Genomic DNA, 15,822 nt, shown 5'->3' on the forward strand with positions numbered 1-15,822 from the left:
CATGGCCGCATTGACATCGACCCTGGTGGACATTTGCAGTGCTGGCGCTGGACGCGTCTGGCTAGAGCACTGCCTGGCCCTGCCGAAGTGGGCGCAAATGGCACAGTACCGCACACGCTATGCGGCTTTGCAAAGCACGCTGGACGAGGTGAACCGCAGACTGGAAGAAGCGCAAGACTGCCAGCTGTGCGTGCTCACCCCCGATGCCATTCGAAGTTTGCAAACCCGCTGGCCCGATCGCATCGACGCGCTGGGTTCTTTGGGCCAAGCCGAGACCGGCTGGGTGAGCTTGGCAGGCGATGGCCAGTCCTACGATGTCTTCACCGTCCAAGCCTTGCGCCAGACCCTGATGTCCCTGGACGTATTGCTGGTGCCGGATCTGCAACAGTCTTCGGGTGGGCGGCATTTGCAGCGTGTGCTCGACCAATTGGCTGTTCCTGCAGCGGACATGCCCGCCGTGCAGTCCTATGCCGGTGGCGCTCAAGCGGTGACCGCCTTGTCTGCCCATGCCGGTCAGCGTGTGATGGCCTGCGCCCAGTCCACCGAGGTTCAAGCGGCGTCTCACGCCCACTATCTGGGCCCTTTTCCGGCCCCGCATGGTTTGTTGACCGAATACGCTGTGGCTGCTGTGCGCCCCCATCCAGACCAACATGACCCCGAGGCCCAAATGGCCTGGACGGTGGCCTGCGATTTGGCACGTTACCTGTGCTCACCGAGTCAGCAAGCCCGGCGCCTGGCGCTGGGTTTTGCTGCCGTGTCCTGACAGAACCCGAGACCGACCATGATCACCATCAACGCCAAGAACATTGCCCTGACAGCGCCCGACAAAACCCCTTTGCTCAGCTTCTTGCGCAACGAGTTGGGCTTGTCGGGCCCCAAGTTGGGTTGCGGTGAAGGCGAGTGCGGCGCTTGCATGGTGCTGGTGGATGGACGGCCTCAAACGTCCTGCAATTTGCCACTCTGGGCGGTGAAAGGCCATGCTGTGACCACGCTCGAGGGCTTGGACACGGCGGCACAACCGCATGCTTTGCAACAAGCCTTTATAGAAGAAAACGCAGGCCAGTGCGGCTATTGCCTGAGCGGCATTTTGGTCAGTGCCAGCGCCTTGCTGCAGCACTGCCCCGAGCCGACCCGGGCGCAGATTTGTCAGGCCTTGGACAAACACCTGTGCCGCTGTGGGGCGCATGAACGCATCATCCGCGCTGTCCAGCGTGCTGCACAAATGGGCAAGATGGCCGCGGCTTGAGCGGTCTGTCAGGGCTTCAAAAAAGGTCTCGCCAGATTCAGCGGTGTTGGGGGTCTTTTGGGGCCGGTGCAGGTTTTTTGCGCTGCGCCCGCTCGGCATCGGCCTTTTTGCCTTCGGCCAGCCAGATGGCAAATTCCTCGGGCGTTTCCAGTGTCAGGCGGCCCAAGGCCGCTGACCGAAAATCATGGATCACGATTTCGGCGGCTTTGGTGGTGTTGACACGCCCGCCACTTTGGATCGCGCCGCGCTGGCGGGCGATCGCGGCAAGCAAGGTTTCGTCGGTGTGGCTGGCCACGTCTGGCACCTTGTAGCGCTCGGTGATGGCCTGCGGGTAGCGCGGGATCAAATAATGGAGCAGCTCCAGCGCCACCACTTCTTCGTCAAAAGCGTTCACGCCAATCGCGCCGCTGGCGGCCAGGTTGTAGCCGCTTTGCTCGACGATGATGCGCGGCCACAGCACGCCGGGCGTGTCATACAAATAAAAGTCGTCGGCCAGCCTGATGCGCTGCTCCAGTTTGGTCACGCCCGCTTCGTCGCCGGTTTTGGCGGCGCGTTTGCCCTTGAGGGTGTTGATCAGGGTGGACTTGCCCACGTTGGGAATGCCGCAGATCAGCACGCGCATGGGTTTGACCATGCCGCCCCGATGGGGGGCCAACTGGCGGCTGGCATCGATCAAGGCCTTGGCCGGTGACACCACGCTGGTGTCCATGCCCAAAGCGCTCACGCCGGGCAGGGCGTTGTAGTGCGCCAACCAGGCCGCGGTTTGTGCCGGGTCGGCCAAGTCTTGCTTGCTCAGGATCTTGAGCGCTGGCTTGCCCTTGATCAGCTCGGCCAGCATGGGGTTGGCACTCGAGCCGGGTAGGCGGGCATCCAGCATTTCAATGACGACGTCGATGTCTTTGATGCGCTCCCCAATCGCCTTGCGCGTGAGGTGCATGTGTCCGGGGAACCATTGAATCGCCATAAAGAGCCAGAGAAGACCTGATGTCAAAGATGGTGATTGTCGTTGACTTCCTGACGAGTCAACTTGGTCGCAAAATGCCACAAACAAAATCTCAGGGAGAGCGACATGCACATCCACCAAGCCGAAGAACGCGCTTTCGCGCAAGTTCACATGCACACCATCCTGGCCCGCTTGGCCGGTCCGGGTGCGGTGCCCCGTACCGACCAGGTGGACGCGGTGCATGCCGTGCTGCAACCGGCTTCGCGGGTGCTGGTGGTGCAGGCCACGGGCTGGGGCAAATCGGCGGTGTATTGGGCAGCCACGCACGCGATCCGCAGCACAGGCGCTGGACCCACGCTGGTGGTGTCGCCCTTGCTGGCGCTGATGCGCGACCAGGTGAGCGCGGCCGAGCGGGCGGGCCTCAAGGCCGCCACGGTCAACTCCACCAACCTCGATAATTGGGACGATGTTTTCCAGCGACTGGACGCGGACGACATCGATGTGCTGCTGGTCTCGCCCGAGCGTTTGGGCAACCCGCGCTTTGCAGCGAGGCTGGGCGCTTTGTTGGCCCGGGTGGGCTTGATCGTGATCGACGAGGCGCATTGCATCAGCGATTGGGGTTTCGATTTTCGGCCCGACTACCAGCGGCTGGCGCGGGCGCTGTTGTCCACGCCGACTGCCAGTGTGCTGGCCACCACCGCCACGGCCAACGAACGGGTGACGCTGGACATTGGCAAACAGTTGGGCGCGACCACGGTGACGTTTCGCGGCACGCTGGCCCGCACCTCGCTCACGCTGTCGGTGGTGCCGGGTTTGTCGCCCTTGCAGCGCTACGCCTGGATTGCCGATGCGCTGGAGCAAGTGCCGGGCTCGGGCATTGTGTATGTGCTGACGGTGGCCGAGGCCGAGCGCTTGGCGGCGTTTTTGCGCAGCTGCGGTCATGCGGTGGTTGCTTACAGCGGCCAGACCGACGCCGACACCCGTCTGAAAGTGGAAGAGCGTTTGCGCCACAACCAGGTCAAGGCGGTGGTGGCCACGTCGGCGCTGGGCATGGGCTACGACAAGCCAGACCTTGGGTTTTGCGTGCATGTGGGTTCGCCCTCGACGCCGGTGGCCTATTACCAGCAGGTGGGGCGGGCGGGCAGGGCGGTGGCGCATGCCGAAGGGGTGTTGCTGCCGTCGGATGCCGATGAGCGCATTTGGGATTACTTCGCCACCGCCTCGATTCCCGACCCTCAAACGGCAGAAAAGGTGCTCCACAGCCTGGGGGGCGATGCGCGCAGCCTGATTGAGATCGAAGCCGACACCGGCGTGCGCCGTGGGCGGCTGGAGGCGCTGCTCAAAATTTTGGCGGTCGAAGGCGTGGTGGACAAAGACGGCTCGGCCTGGCGGGCCACCGGCGTGCCCTATGTGCACGACACCGCCAAATGGACGGCGTTGGCCCAAGTGCGCCAGCAAGAGGCGGGCATCATGCGCCAGTACGCGCAGGGTGCGGGCTGCCTGATGGCGTATTTGCAGACCGCGCTGGACGACCCGTCGCCTGCGCCTTGTGGGCGTTGCTCGGTGTGTACGGGGCAGGTGCCCTTTCCGGGCCTCACGCCCTCACAAGACAAAGTGATCGCAGCCCGCAACTTTTTGCGTGGCATGGATGTAGACATCGAGCCGCGCAAACGCTGGCCCGCCGGGGTGGGGCGCAAAGGCACGATTCGCGGCTTTGATGTGGGCCGCGCCGTGGCCTTTGCCGACGATCCGGGCTGGGTGGCCGAGCTGCAGGCTTTGCGCCTGGCCCCCGCCGATGTACCACCCGATTTGCTGGCCGGGGCCTTGGCCACATTGGGCCGCTGGGCCAAAACCTGGCCTGCGCGCCCGGTGTGCGTGGTGCCACTGCCCGCGCCCGACATGACGGCCAACCGTGTTTTGACCGAGCACATTGCGCGCAAGGGGCGCTTGCCGCTGCACGATGTGTTCAGCTGGCGCGGCGGGCCTGCGCCTGACGACACCGCCTCCACCCCTTTGGTGGCACATCTGGATTCGGCCATTCGTTTGTCTGCAGATGCGCAACTGCCCAACGGCCCGGTGCTGCTGGTCGCCAGCACGGTGCGCACCCGCTGGGCTGCCACCGTGGCAGCGGCGCTGTTGCGCGAACAAGGCGCCCCGCAGGTGCTGGTGCTGGCTGTGCATTTGCAGCCTTGAGGCATGATCGGAGTCAACTTTTGAGCGATGACACGATGAGCGACGACACACAAGACACCCCCCTGCTGCAGGAAGCCCGACTGTGGCAGGACGAAAACTGGACGGCCCAGGTCATCAAAAACGACGATGACGACGGTTGGGCCGTGGCGATGTTCAAAGCCGGTGCGTCTGAACCGGCGCTGGTCGGCCCCTGGACCATGGGCCGTGACAAAAAGAACCCCAAGCCGTTGGATGGCACGGCCTTCATCACGCTGGTCAAAACCGCCAGTGAGTTTGTGCGCCGCAGCGAGCAGCAACTGCACGCGCAACTCAACCAAAGCGTGATCGTCAACGGGCAGAACAGCCGCGTCACGGTGCTGCTGCGCATCGTGCCCGATGAGGACAACCCCTATGCCGTGCTCAGTGCGCAGGACGAAGGTGGTGATGCGCTGGCAGAGGTGAAAGTGGATGCCGGGTTCAAGCTCAACCGCCAAACGGCCCAAGCTTGGGTCGATGCGGACTTTGCCAAGCCAGGCAGTGGGCGGCGGTGACCTTGCGTCGCAGAGGTTCACTTCGTTCAAGTCTCACCTGGCGCATTGCCTACACTTGAGCCCATGACCACAGCCAAAACTTTTTCACCCGCCACCGGCCCTTTGGCCGGCCTCAAGGTCCTTGAATTGGGCCAGTTGATCGCGGGCCCCTTTGCCGCCAAAACCCTCGCCGATTTCGGGGCCGATGTCGTCAAGATCGAGCCGCCTGGTGCGGGCGACCCCCTGCGGCAATGGCGCATGATGAAGGACGGCACCTCAGTTTGGTGGCAGGTGCAGTCGCGCAACAAACAGTCTTTGGCGCTGGACCTCAAGCAGCCTGCTGCGCAAGACATCGTGCGCCAGTTGGCCGCCGAAAGCGATGTGCTGATCGAAAACTTTCGCCCCGGCGCGATGGAGGGCTGGGGCCTGGGGCCAGACGATTTGCTGGCGCTCAACCCGCGCTTGATCATGCTGCGCGTGAGCGGCTACGGCCAAACCGGCCCTTACCGTGACCGCCCCGGCTTTGGCGTGGTGGGCGAGGCCATGGGCGGCATTCGCCACCTGACAGCCGAGCCAGGCAGGGTGCCGGTGCGTGTGGGCATCAGCCTGGGCGACACGCTGGCGGCTTTGCACGGCGTGATTGGCATTTTGCTGGCCCTGCACGAGCGGCAGACTTCGGGGCGAGGACAGGTGATCGACGTGGCCTTGTACGAGGCCATGTTCAACTGCATGGAAAGCCTGCTGCCCGAGTACAGTGCCTTTGGCGCGGTGCGCGGGCCGGCAGGCAGTGCCTTGCCCGGCATTGCCCCGAGCAACGCCTACCTGTGCAAGGACGGCGGCTACGCCCTGATTGCGGGCAATGGCGACAGCATTTTCAAACGCCTGATGGCCGAGATGGGCCGGGACGATCTGGCGCAAGACCCGGCCTTGAAAGACAACACCGGCCGTGTGGCCCGTGTGGCCGAAATCGATGGGGTGATTGGCCAGTGGACGGCGCAGCTCGCGGTGGACGAGGTGCTGGCCGCGCTGGACCGCGCCAAGGTGCCAGCCGGGCGCATTTACACCGTGGCCGACATCGCTCACGACCCGCACTACCAAGCCCGCGGCATGCTGCAAACGGTGCACATGGACGACGGCAGCGATGTGATGGTGCCGGGCATCGTGCCCAAGTTGTCGCGCACGCCCGGCGGACATCGGCGCAATGCGCCCGGCATCGGTCAGGACAGCGACGCGGTGCTCGCGGGCATGGGTTTGAGCGCCGCGCAAATCCAGGCGCTGCGCGAGCAGGGCATTGTGGCCTGAGCGCAGCGCCTGAGTTGCCGCATCACTGCGCCTTGGCGCCCGAGTCTTTCACCACCTTGGCCCATTTGGTGATCTCGGTGGCCTGGTAGCGCGCCAGCTCGGCGGGGCTGGACAGCACCGGGTCGAGGCCCAGGGTTTTCAGGCGTTCTTGCACTTCGGGCAGTTTGAACACGCGCAGCACCTCGGCGTTGAGCCTGTCGATCACGGGGCGGGGCACGTTGGCCGGGGCAAACATGGCGAACCAGGTGGTGGCTTCAAAGCCGGGCACCGACTCGGCCACGGTGGGCACGTCAGGCGCGGCTGGGGAACGGGTGGCGGTGGTTTGTGCCAAAGCCCGGATCTTGCCCTCCTTGGCCATGGGCAGAGCCGAGGGCATGTTGTCAAACATGACCTGGATGCTGCCGCCGATCAGGTCGGGGATGGCAAATTGTCGGCCTTTGTAGGGCACATGCTCCATGGTGGTGCCGGTAAGCGACTTGAAGAGTTCGCCCGAGACATGCACCGAGGTGCCGATGCCGGGAGAGCCGAAAGACAGCTTGTTCGGGTTGGCCTTCATGTAGGCGATCAGCTCGGGCACGTTTTTGACGGGCAGGGCGTTGTTGACCACCAGCAGGTTGGGGGCCGAGGCGATCAGCGAGATGGGGCTGAAGTCCTTGACCATGTCGTAGGGCATTTTTTCGTAGAGCGCGCCATTGATCGAATGCGTGCCCACAGTGCCCATCACGATGGTGTGGCCGTCGCCCGGCGACTTGGCCACGTTGTCTGCGCCGATGTTGCCACCCGCGCCGGGCCGGTTGTCCACCACCACCGGAAAGCCCAATTGGGCTTTTTCGCTGAACAGGCGCGCCAGGATGTCGGGTGCACCGCCCGAAGGAAAGGTCACCACCAGGCGCAAGGGCTTGGTAGGAAAGGTTTGCGCCGAGGCGCCGACGGCGCTCAAGGCCCCCAGCCCCAGCAACAGGCCTCCCAGGCTGCGGCGAATGCGGTTGGCGATGCGGCGGGCAGACCCGGACGCGGACAGTGCTGGGGTTGTGGGGGTGGCAGAACGTGTGGACATGAACAACTCCTTTTGAGCGTTTCACTTTAGGGGCCTGCAGGTCGGGCCGGGGATGGTGAAAACCCTTTGTCGCAGGGCGCTGGCTGTCATGTTCGAGACGCAGTGCGCTGTTGCCCAGGCGTCAGTGTGCGCATGCCTTGTAACCAAGGTCGTCACAAATGCGTGGATACTTGGCGCTGCTATGCAAGACACTTCCAACGTCCGTTCTCTACAACCTTGGCAAGTCATGGTCGGGGGCATTTGCGGACTGGTGCTGACCATTGGCTTGGCCCGCTTTGCTTATACGCCTTTGCTGCCTGCCTTGCAGGCGCAAACCGGTTTGAACGACGCGGCCGCCGGGGGCTTGGCGGCCGTCAATTACGCGGGCTACATCGTCGGCGCCTTGGTCACAGCCTGGATGGACGATGTGCGTTGGCGACACCGTTTTTACAGCGCTGGCCTGTGGATGGCCTTGCTCACCACGGGGGCCATGGCGCTGTCGAGCTGGTTGCCGGCCTGGGGGCTGTGGCGCTTTTTGGGTGGTTTGTGCGGGGCCACTGGCATGTTGCTGGGCTCGGGTTTGGTGTTGGGCTGGCTGATGCGCCAAGGCCGCAGGCCCGAGCTGGGGGTGTTGTTCATCGGCCTGGGTTTGGGCATTGTGGTGTCGGCGCTGGGTGCTTGGATCTTGTCGGGCATCTGGACGCTGTGGTCAGATCAGTGGTTGGCCTTTGCCGCGCTGGGCGTGGTGTTTTTTGTGCCGGCATGGCTGTGGCGCCCGCCTGTGCCGCCCGTGCCCACCGCCGCAGCGGTCGCCCAGGCGCAGCCGCAGGTCTCGCGCCGCTGGATGGCGACCATGGCACTGAGCTATTTCGCGGCGGGCTGGGGCTTTGTCATCAGTGCCACGTTTACCGTGGCCATTGTCGAGCGCGAACCGGCTTTGGCCGGGCAGGGCGCTTTGGCCTGGGCGCTGGTGGGTCTGGCGGCCATGCCGGCTGTGTTTTTGTGGGACCGCGTGGCACGAAGGGTGGGTGACATTCGGGCTTTGCTGCTGGCGTTCGGCCTTCAGACCATGTCCCTCGTGCTGCCGGCTTTGTCGGGCTCATTGGCGGCCGCTTTAGCCGGTGCCGTGGGCTATGGGGCGACTTTCATCGGCATCGTGAGTCTGACCCTGGCCCTGGTGGGGCGGCGTGCGCCTCAAAACCCCAGCAAGGCCATGGCGCGTTTGACGCTCAGCTACGGCGCAGCGCAAATGATCGCGCCCGTTGTGGCCGGGGCCATGGCCCAGGCCACGGGCAGTTTCAAGGGGGCTTTGTGGTTGACGGCTGCCGTGATGCTCGTGGGCATGGCTTTGCTTCTGGCATTGCCCAAAGAGACCTAAATCCCCAGACTTTCTAGCTGCACCAAACCTTTGGGGGTTTGCAAGCTGGCCACCAAATTGGCTGGACCTGTTTCGATAGCGATGTCAGCCAAGCCTATGGCTTCAAAGGCGGCATGCAGTTTGGCTCCACTGGGGTGACTCACTTTGAGGCTTTGCAGCGTCACGCCAGAGCGCGGCAGGCTGTTGCGCGGGTGCAGCCGCAGCGGATCGGTGGCCTCGGGCTTGCCCCACTGGATCAGGGTGGGCAGACAGCCATTGAAGAGCCGCTCGCCATCTTCGCGGACGGTGATTTGCCAGTTGAGCGTGCCTTTGCTCGACTTGCGGCTGGCATGTACCACTTGGCCGCGCTCGATGCCCTGGGTGCGCAGCAGATGGCGGGCGGCCTTCACGTCCTCGGTGCTGCTGACAAAATGGATGAGCCTGGGGCCTTGCGCGATGGCTTTCAGCACAGTGGCGTCGTCCATGTCGAACCAGCGCGGTACTTGGTCGCGCTTGGGGATCAAGGCCGCCGGATTGATGGCAATGATTTCGAAGTATGCCAAGGGAAATTGGGGTGTGGCGATCTTGAAGAGGCGGTTGTGGGTGCCGTATTTTTCATGCTCACCGCCGGGGCCGGGGGTGATGCCCAGGGTGTCTTGGCACCATTGCACGCCTTGGTCCAGGGTGGCCGCCATCACCACGAGGTGATCAATTTGAGTTTTCATTCTGTGGATTGTCGACATTCATTGGTAAGCGACGAGCGCCATTGAAGCGTTTTTGCCAGTAAGCGCTGCGCATGTCCTCGACGTTGACCGTTTTGCCCGCGCGTGGGGCGTGGATGAATTTGCCATCGCCCACGTAAATGCCCACATGGCTGAAGGCCCGGCGCATGGTGTTGAAAAACACCAGATCGCCGGGTTTGAGCTCGTCGCGGTCAATGACTTCGGTGGCCCGTGCTTGGTCGACGGCGCGACGCGGCAGAATTTGTCCGACCGATTTTTCGTACAGGTGGCGCACAAAGCCACTGCAGTCAAAACCGGTGCCCTCACTGTTGCCGCCACGGCGGTAGGGCACGCCCAGCAAACCCATGGCCTGCTCTACCATCCCTACAGCTTGGCCACTGGCCTTGTCCTTGACCGCGCCCAATTGGGTGCCGATCTGCGAGACCAAGCCGCGTTCGGTCAAGCCCGCAGCGGGCGTTTCCTCTGTCGGGGAAGACCAAGCAGGCAGGTTCAGGGCTGTAGCCAAAAATAAAAAAATGAGCCAACGCATAAGCTTGCAGCATAACGGATATTTTTGGCTTAATTGATGTGGGTTGTTCGCTGTCAGGCCACTTGTTCCCGGCGGTGATCCCATTCCTCATTTTCAGATGCCGGGGCTGCTGCGACAATCCTGACCCAGACACTTCAAGGACTGAACATGTTGATCGATGCAGATGAAAGCCAATTGGTGCTGGTGGATTTTCAGGCCCGTTTGAAGCCCGCGATGCTGGATGCCGATGCCGTTTGGGCCAACGCCGCACGCCTGGCCACCTTGGCCCAAGCGATGGATGTGCCCATCTGGGGCACCGAACAAAACCCGTCGCGTCTGGGTGAGATGCCGCCTGAAATGCGCAGCTGCTGCCGCCAAGTGTTGGCCAAGATGCAGTTCAGTGCAGTGGAAGAGGGCTTGGGCGAATGGTTGCAGCCCGAGTCGCCTCAAGTCCCCAAGGGCAATGCCCGCAGCTTGCCACGCCACCTGCAAAAACCACAGCCCGGCCTAGCGCCGCGCAAGACCATTGTGTTGGCGGGTTGCGAAGCGCACATTTGTTTGTTGCAAACTGCCTTGGATTTGTTGGAAGACGAGTTCGAGGTGTGGGTGGTGACCGATGCTTGTAGCTCGCGCACAGAGCGCAACCGCGATGCGGCCTACGACCGCCTCGCCGGTGCAGGGGCTGAGTTGGTGACCGCTGAAATGGTGGCGTTTGAGTGGCTTCGCACGGCCGAGCACCCCGATTTCAAGCTGCTGCAAAGTTTGTTCAAATGACCGGTTCAAACTGGAGGAGCGCTGGTCAAACATCGTCGATGATGATTTTGTTCATGGGCTGAGTCAGCTTATTGCAAGTCCCTTGGCCATAATTATGAATTCAGAAGCGCTGGGTGGTGCACGAACATCGCCCCACTTCCTCGGTTTCAACTTGGTGGATTTCAGGAGACATTTATGGGCAATTTCGCAGAATTTCACCAGCGCTCGATCAACGACCGCGACGCCTTCTGGGCCGAGCAGGCCAAGCTGGTGGACTGGAAAGTCCAGCCCCAGCAAATTTGCGACTACAGCAACCCGCCGTTTGCCAAGTGGTTCGTCGGCGGCCAAACCAACCTGTGCCACAACGCGTTAGACCGCCACTTGGCCGAGCGTGCCGATCAGCCCGCTTTGATCTTTGTGTCGACCGAAACCGATACCGAAAAAACCTACACCTTCCGTGACCTGCATGCGGAAGTGCAGCGCATGGCCGCGATCTTGCAAGACTTGGGCGTGGTCAAAGGTGATCGCGTGCTGATTTACATGCCCATGATCGCCGAAGCGGCGTTCGCCATGCTTGCCTGCGTGCGTTTGGGGGCCATCCACTCGGTGGTGTTTGGCGGCTTCGCATCGCATTCGCTGGCCACCCGCATCGAAGACGCGTCGCCCAAAGTCATCATCAGCGCCGACGCGGGTTCACGCAGCGGCAAGGTCGTGGCCTACAAGCCGTTGCTCGACGAAGCCATCCAGCTCTCAGCCCACAAGCCTGCCAAGGTGGTGATGGTGAATCGACATCTGGCCGCCTTCACGCCTGTGGCAGGACGCGACATGGACTACGCTGCCGAGCGCGCCCGGCAAATGGACACCGTGGTGCCTTGCGTCTGGGTCGAATCCACCCACCCCAGCTACACCCTCTACACCTCGGGCACCACCGGCAAACCCAAGGGCGTGCAGCGCGACACCGGGGGCTACACCGTGGCCTTGGCGGCCAGCATGCCCCATGTCTTTGAAGGCAAGCCGGGCGGCACCTTTTTCTGCACCAGCGACATCGGTTGGGTGGTGGGCCACAGTTACATCATTTATGGCCCGCTGATCGGCGGCATGGCCACCATCCTGTACGAAGGCCTGCCCATCCGTCCAGACGGCGGCATTTGGTGGAGCCTGGTCGAGAAGTACAAGGTCAACGTCATGTTCAGCGCGCCCACAGCGATCCGCGTGCTGAAAAAGCAAGACCCTGCGCTGCTCACCAAATACGATTTGTCCAGCCTGCAAGCGCTGTTCCTGGCCGGGGAACCGCTGGACGAGCCCACCGCCAAATGGATTTCTGAAGGCCTGGGCGGTAAGCCCATCATCGACAACTACTGGCAGACCGAAACCGGTTGGCCTATTTTGAGCATTTGCAATGGTGTGGAAAAAGCACCCAGCAAGTTCGGATCGCCTGGCAAGGCCATTTATGGCTACAACGTCAAACTGGTCGACGACCAGACCGGCGAAGAGCTCACCGGTGCCAACCAGAAGGGCGTGCTGACCATCGAAGGCCCATTGCCCCCGGGCAACTTGCAAACCATTTGGGGCGACGATGCGCGGTTCGTCAAAACCTATTGGAAGACGGTGCCGGGCAAGATGGTCTACAACACCTTCGACTGGGCCGTGCGGGATGAAGACAGTTACTTCTTCATCTTGGGACGCACCGATGACGTGATCAACGTCGCCGGGCATCGTCTGGGCACCCGCGAAATCGAAGAGAGCATCTCCAGCCACCCCAACATCGCCGAAGTGGCGGTGGTGGGCGTGGCCGATCAGCTCAAAGGGCAGGTGGCCATGGCGTTTGCCATCGCCAAAGACACTTCGGGTTTGGGTGATGCGCCAGCGCGCCTGAAGCTTGAAGGCGAAGTCATGAAGGTGGTGGACAAGCAACTGGGTGCGGTGGCCCGCCCCTCGCGCGTGTTTTTCGTCTCGGCCTTGCCCAAGACGCGCAGCGGCAAATTGCTGCGCCGCGCGATTCAGGCCGTGGCCGAGGGCCGCGATCCGGGTGACCTGACCACCATGGACGATCCGGCCGCCTTGCAGCAGATCGTGGACCAGATCAAGGGCTGACGCCCTGGCCCTGTCACAGGACCTCGCCTTGGCGAGGTTTTTTAACTGAAAGCCATTCGCCGGTTCAGTTTGACTTGACTGTAAGTATCAGAGCCGACTAGCCGTGGCACAATGCGCGATGTACTCAGGCCCTTCCCATGCCACAGTCGCATCCGCCAACCGGTTCAGCCGTGTCGCGGAAGGTAAAAATAACCCAACTTATGTTTCCCAGAGGGAAACGGAGGTCAGCGAAATATGAGCGAGACCAATTCCGTCTACGCCGCCTATCAAGGCAACACGTACTTGTTCGGCGGCAACGCCCCGTATGTCGAAGAGATGTACGAAAACTACCTGGCCAACCCCGGCAGCGTTCCCGACTCTTGGCGCGACTACTTCGACGCCCTCCAGCACGTACCCGCAGTCGACGGCTCCAACGCCAAAGATGTGCCGCACCTGCCTGTCATCAATGCCTTTGCCGAGCGCGCCAAGTCCGGCGGCACCAAAGTCGTGATGGCCAGCGCCGATGTCGAAATGGGCCGCAAGCGCACCGCCGTTCAGCAGCTGATCGCCGCTTACCGCAACGTGGGCCAGCGCTGGGCCGACCTGGATCCGCTCAAGCGCACCGAACGCCCCAACATCCCTGACCTCGACCCGGCTTTCTTTGGCTTCACCGACGCAGACCAGGAAACCGTATTCGATACCAGCAACACCTTCTTCGGCAAAAACCGCATGTCCTTGCGCGAGTTGCTGAATGCGTTGCGTGAGACCTATTGCGGCACGATCGGTGCCGAGTACATGTACACCACCGACCAGGCCGAAAAGCGCTGGTGGCAGCAAAAGCTCGAAAGCATCCGCAGCAAGCCCAACTTCACGGTCGAGAAGAAAAAACAGATCCTCGACCGCCTGACGGCTGCTGAAGGCCTGGAGCGTTACCTGCACACCAAGTACGTCGGCCAAAAGCGCTTTTCGCTCGAAGGTGGCGAGAGTTTCATTGCGGCCATGGACGAGTTGATCCAGTCCGCAGGGGCCCAAGGCGTGCAGGAAGTCGTGATCGGCATGGCCCACCGCGGCCGCTTGAACGTGTTGGTCAACACCATGGGCAAGTTGCCGGCCGACCTGTTTGCCGAGTTCGACCACACGGCCCCCGAAGAGTTGCCCGCTGGTGACGTGAAGTACCACCAGGGTTTCAGCTCTGACGTGAGCACGGCCGGTGGCCCGGTCCACTTGACGCTGGCCTTCAACCCCTCACACCTGGAAATCGTGAACCCCGTGGTCGAAGGCTCGGTGCGCGCCCGCATGGACCGCCGGGGTGATCCGCAAGGCAAGCAGGTGCTGCCGGTGTTGGTGCACGGTGACGCCGCCTTTGGTGGCCAGGGTGTGAATCAGGAAACCTTTGCTCTGGCGCAAACCCGTGGTTATTCCACGGGCGGTACGGTGCACATCATCATCAACAACCAAATTGGCTTCACGACGTCCGACCCGCGCGACATGCGCTCGAGCGTGTTTTGCACCGACATCGTGAAGATGGTCGAGGCGCCGGTGTTGCACGTCAATGGCGACGACCCGGAAGCCGTGGTCATGGCTGCGCAGTTGGCCCTCCAATACCGCATGACCTTCCGCAAGGATGTGGTGCTGGACGTGGTGTGCTTTCGCAAACTGGGGCACAACGAGCAGGACACGCCAGCGTTGACCCAGCCGCTGATGTACAAAAAAATTGCGGCCCACCCCGGCACGCGCAAACTGTTTGCCGACAAACTGGCTGCGCAAGGCTTGGGCGACAACCTGGGCGAGGAGATGGCCAAGACTTACCGCGACGCACTCGACGCGGGCAAAAACACGACCGAGCCGGTGCTGACCAACTTCAAGACCCAATTCACGGTGGATTGGTCGCCTTTCCTGGGCAAGAAGTGGACCGATGCGGGCGACACCGCTGTTCCACTGGCTGAGTGGAAGCGCGTGGCTGAAAAAATCACGACCATCCCTGAATCGGTGACGCCTCACCAATTGGTCAAAAAGGTGTACGACGATCGCGCGGCCATGGGCCGTGGCGAAACACCCATCGACTGGGGCATGGGCGAGCACATGGCTTTTGCAACCTTGGTGGCCAGTGGCTACCCCGTGCGCCTGTCGGGTGAAGATTGTGGCCGTGGCACCTTCACACACCGCCATGCTGTGATTCACGACCAAAAGCGTGAGAAGTGGGACACAGGCACTTACGTAGCCCTGCAAAACGTCTCTGACAAGCAGGCCCCTTTTGTGGTCATTGACTCGATCTTGTCCGAAGAAGCGGTGCTGGCGTTTGAATACGGTTACGCCTCCAACGACCCCAACACCCTGGTGATTTGGGAGGCGCAGTTTGGCGACTTTGCCAACGGCGCGCAGGTCGTTATTGACCAGTTCATCGCCTCGGGCGAAGTCAAGTGGGGCCGGGTCAACGGCATCACCTTGATGCTGCCGCATGGCTACGAAGGGCAGGGTCCCGAGCACAGCTCGGCCCGTGTCGAGCGCTTCATGCAACTGGCGGCCGACACCAACATGCAACTGGTTCAGCCCACCACGGCCAGCCAGATCTTCCATGTGCTGCGTCGGCAAATGGTGCGCAACTTGCGCAAGCCCTTGGTTATCTTTACCCCGAAGTCGCTGCTGCGCAACAAGGACGCGGCATCGCCAGTGTCCGAGTTCACGCATGGCAGCTTCCAGACCGTGATTCCTGAGAACAAAACGCTCAAAGCCGACAAGGTCAAGCGCGTGGTGGCTTGCTCGGGCAAGGTGTACTACGACCTGGTCAAGCACCGTGAGGCCAAGGAGGCTGAAGACGTGGCCATCATCCGAGTGGAGCAGCTCTACCCGTTCCCGCACAAGGCCTTTGCGGCCGAGCTGAAAAAGTACCCCAACGCCACCGACCTCGTGTGGTGTCAGGATGAACCACAGAACCAGGGGGCCTGGTTCTTCATCCAGCACAACATCCACGAGAACATGCAGGATGGTCAAAAACTCGGGTATGCCGGTCGCGCAGCCTCCGCCTCACCCGCGGTGGGTTATTCGCACCTGCACCAGGACCAGCAAAAGGCCCTGATTGAGGCAGCATTTGCCAAACTCAAGGGCTTCGTGCTGACCAAATGATGCGGCCCCTGGCGCTGAGTGTTCAGCGCCAGGCCC

Annotated in this window: 13 protein-coding genes; 9 read left to right on the forward strand and 4 right to left on the reverse strand. The window is 62.2% G+C overall.

Annotation, left to right across the window (positions count from 1 at the left end):
* Window position 1 precedes the first annotated feature (1 nt).
* Together Q0O99_RS06295 and Q0O99_RS06300 are read left to right on the forward strand one after the other, a co-directional pair.
* Window positions 2-763, forward strand: coding sequence for a hypothetical protein (locus Q0O99_RS06295; protein WP_293749642.1), 762 nt, complete (start codon window positions 2-4; stop codon window positions 761-763).
* A gap of 18 nt (window positions 764-781) precedes the next feature.
* Window positions 782-1,246, forward strand: a complete 465-nt coding sequence (locus Q0O99_RS06300) for a (2Fe-2S)-binding protein (RefSeq protein ID WP_293749644.1) — start codon at window positions 782-784, stop codon at window positions 1,244-1,246.
* A gap of 37 nt (window positions 1,247-1,283) precedes the next feature.
* On the opposite strand, the gene ylqF is transcribed toward Q0O99_RS06300, so the two are convergent.
* Complete coding sequence (ylqF, locus tag Q0O99_RS06305; protein WP_293749646.1) at window positions 1,284-2,210, reverse strand: ribosome biogenesis GTPase YlqF; 927 nt, start codon at window positions 2,208-2,210, stop codon at window positions 1,284-1,286.
* 105 nt (window positions 2,211-2,315) lie between these two features.
* Between ylqF and Q0O99_RS06310 the strand changes: the two genes are divergently transcribed.
* From Q0O99_RS06310 to Q0O99_RS06320, 3 genes are all read left to right on the forward strand, one after another.
* Entirely contained in the window at window positions 2,316-4,382 is a 2,067-nt protein-coding gene (locus Q0O99_RS06310) for a DEAD/DEAH box helicase (RefSeq protein WP_293749648.1), read from the forward strand.
* A 35-nt stretch (window positions 4,383-4,417) separates the two neighbouring features.
* Window positions 4,418-4,912 carry a hypothetical protein gene (locus tag Q0O99_RS06315; RefSeq protein ID WP_293749748.1) on the forward strand — a complete coding sequence of 165 codons (495 nt, stop codon included), beginning with the start codon at window positions 4,418-4,420 and terminating at the stop codon, window positions 4,910-4,912.
* 63 nt (window positions 4,913-4,975) lie between these two features.
* The gene (locus Q0O99_RS06320) at window positions 4,976-6,193 is read left to right on the forward strand and encodes a CaiB/BaiF CoA-transferase family protein (protein ID WP_293749650.1); all 1,218 of its coding nucleotides are present in this window, start codon (window positions 4,976-4,978) and stop codon (window positions 6,191-6,193) included.
* A 22-nt stretch (window positions 6,194-6,215) separates the two neighbouring features.
* Here Q0O99_RS06320 and Q0O99_RS06325 read toward each other — a convergent pair whose 3' ends face one another.
* A complete protein-coding gene (locus Q0O99_RS06325) occupies window positions 6,216-7,250 on the reverse strand; it encodes a tripartite tricarboxylate transporter substrate binding protein (RefSeq protein ID WP_293749652.1) in 1,035 nt (344 codons plus the stop codon).
* 181 nt (window positions 7,251-7,431) lie between these two features.
* Between Q0O99_RS06325 and Q0O99_RS06330 the strand changes: the two genes are divergently transcribed.
* A complete protein-coding gene (locus tag Q0O99_RS06330) occupies window positions 7,432-8,607 on the forward strand; it encodes a YbfB/YjiJ family MFS transporter (RefSeq protein WP_293749654.1) in 1,176 nt (391 codons plus the stop codon).
* Here the strand turns inward: Q0O99_RS06330 and Q0O99_RS06335 are convergent.
* Window positions 8,604-9,311, reverse strand: coding sequence for a VOC family protein (locus tag Q0O99_RS06335; RefSeq protein WP_293749655.1), 708 nt, complete (start codon window positions 9,309-9,311; stop codon window positions 8,604-8,606). The two genes, Q0O99_RS06330 and Q0O99_RS06335, sit on opposite strands and share 4 nt — an antisense overlap.
* Entirely contained in the window at window positions 9,295-9,858 is a 564-nt protein-coding gene (locus Q0O99_RS06340) for a C40 family peptidase (protein WP_293749656.1), read from the reverse strand. Before Q0O99_RS06340 ends, Q0O99_RS06335 begins: the two co-directional genes overlap by 17 nt.
* Before the next feature lie 147 nt (window positions 9,859-10,005).
* Here Q0O99_RS06340 and Q0O99_RS06345 point away from each other — a divergent pair, with 147 nt between their 5' ends.
* The 3 genes from Q0O99_RS06345 to Q0O99_RS06355 all read left to right on the forward strand — a co-directional run bounded on the left by Q0O99_RS06345 (window position 10,006) and on the right by Q0O99_RS06355 (window position 15,786).
* A complete protein-coding gene (locus Q0O99_RS06345) occupies window positions 10,006-10,611 on the forward strand; it encodes an isochorismatase family protein (RefSeq protein WP_293749657.1) in 606 nt (201 codons plus the stop codon).
* A gap of 174 nt (window positions 10,612-10,785) precedes the next feature.
* Complete coding sequence (locus tag Q0O99_RS06350; RefSeq protein ID WP_293749658.1) at window positions 10,786-12,684, forward strand: propionate--CoA ligase; 1,899 nt, start codon at window positions 10,786-10,788, stop codon at window positions 12,682-12,684.
* A 234-nt stretch (window positions 12,685-12,918) separates the two neighbouring features.
* Window positions 12,919-15,786, forward strand: a complete 2,868-nt coding sequence (locus Q0O99_RS06355) for a 2-oxoglutarate dehydrogenase E1 component (protein ID WP_293749659.1) — start codon at window positions 12,919-12,921, stop codon at window positions 15,784-15,786.
* Window positions 15,787-15,822: the final 36 nt, after the last annotated feature.

Source organism: Limnohabitans sp. Rim8 (assembly GCF_945901735.1).
Lineage (GTDB): Bacteria > Pseudomonadota > Gammaproteobacteria > Burkholderiales > Burkholderiaceae_C > Limnohabitans_A.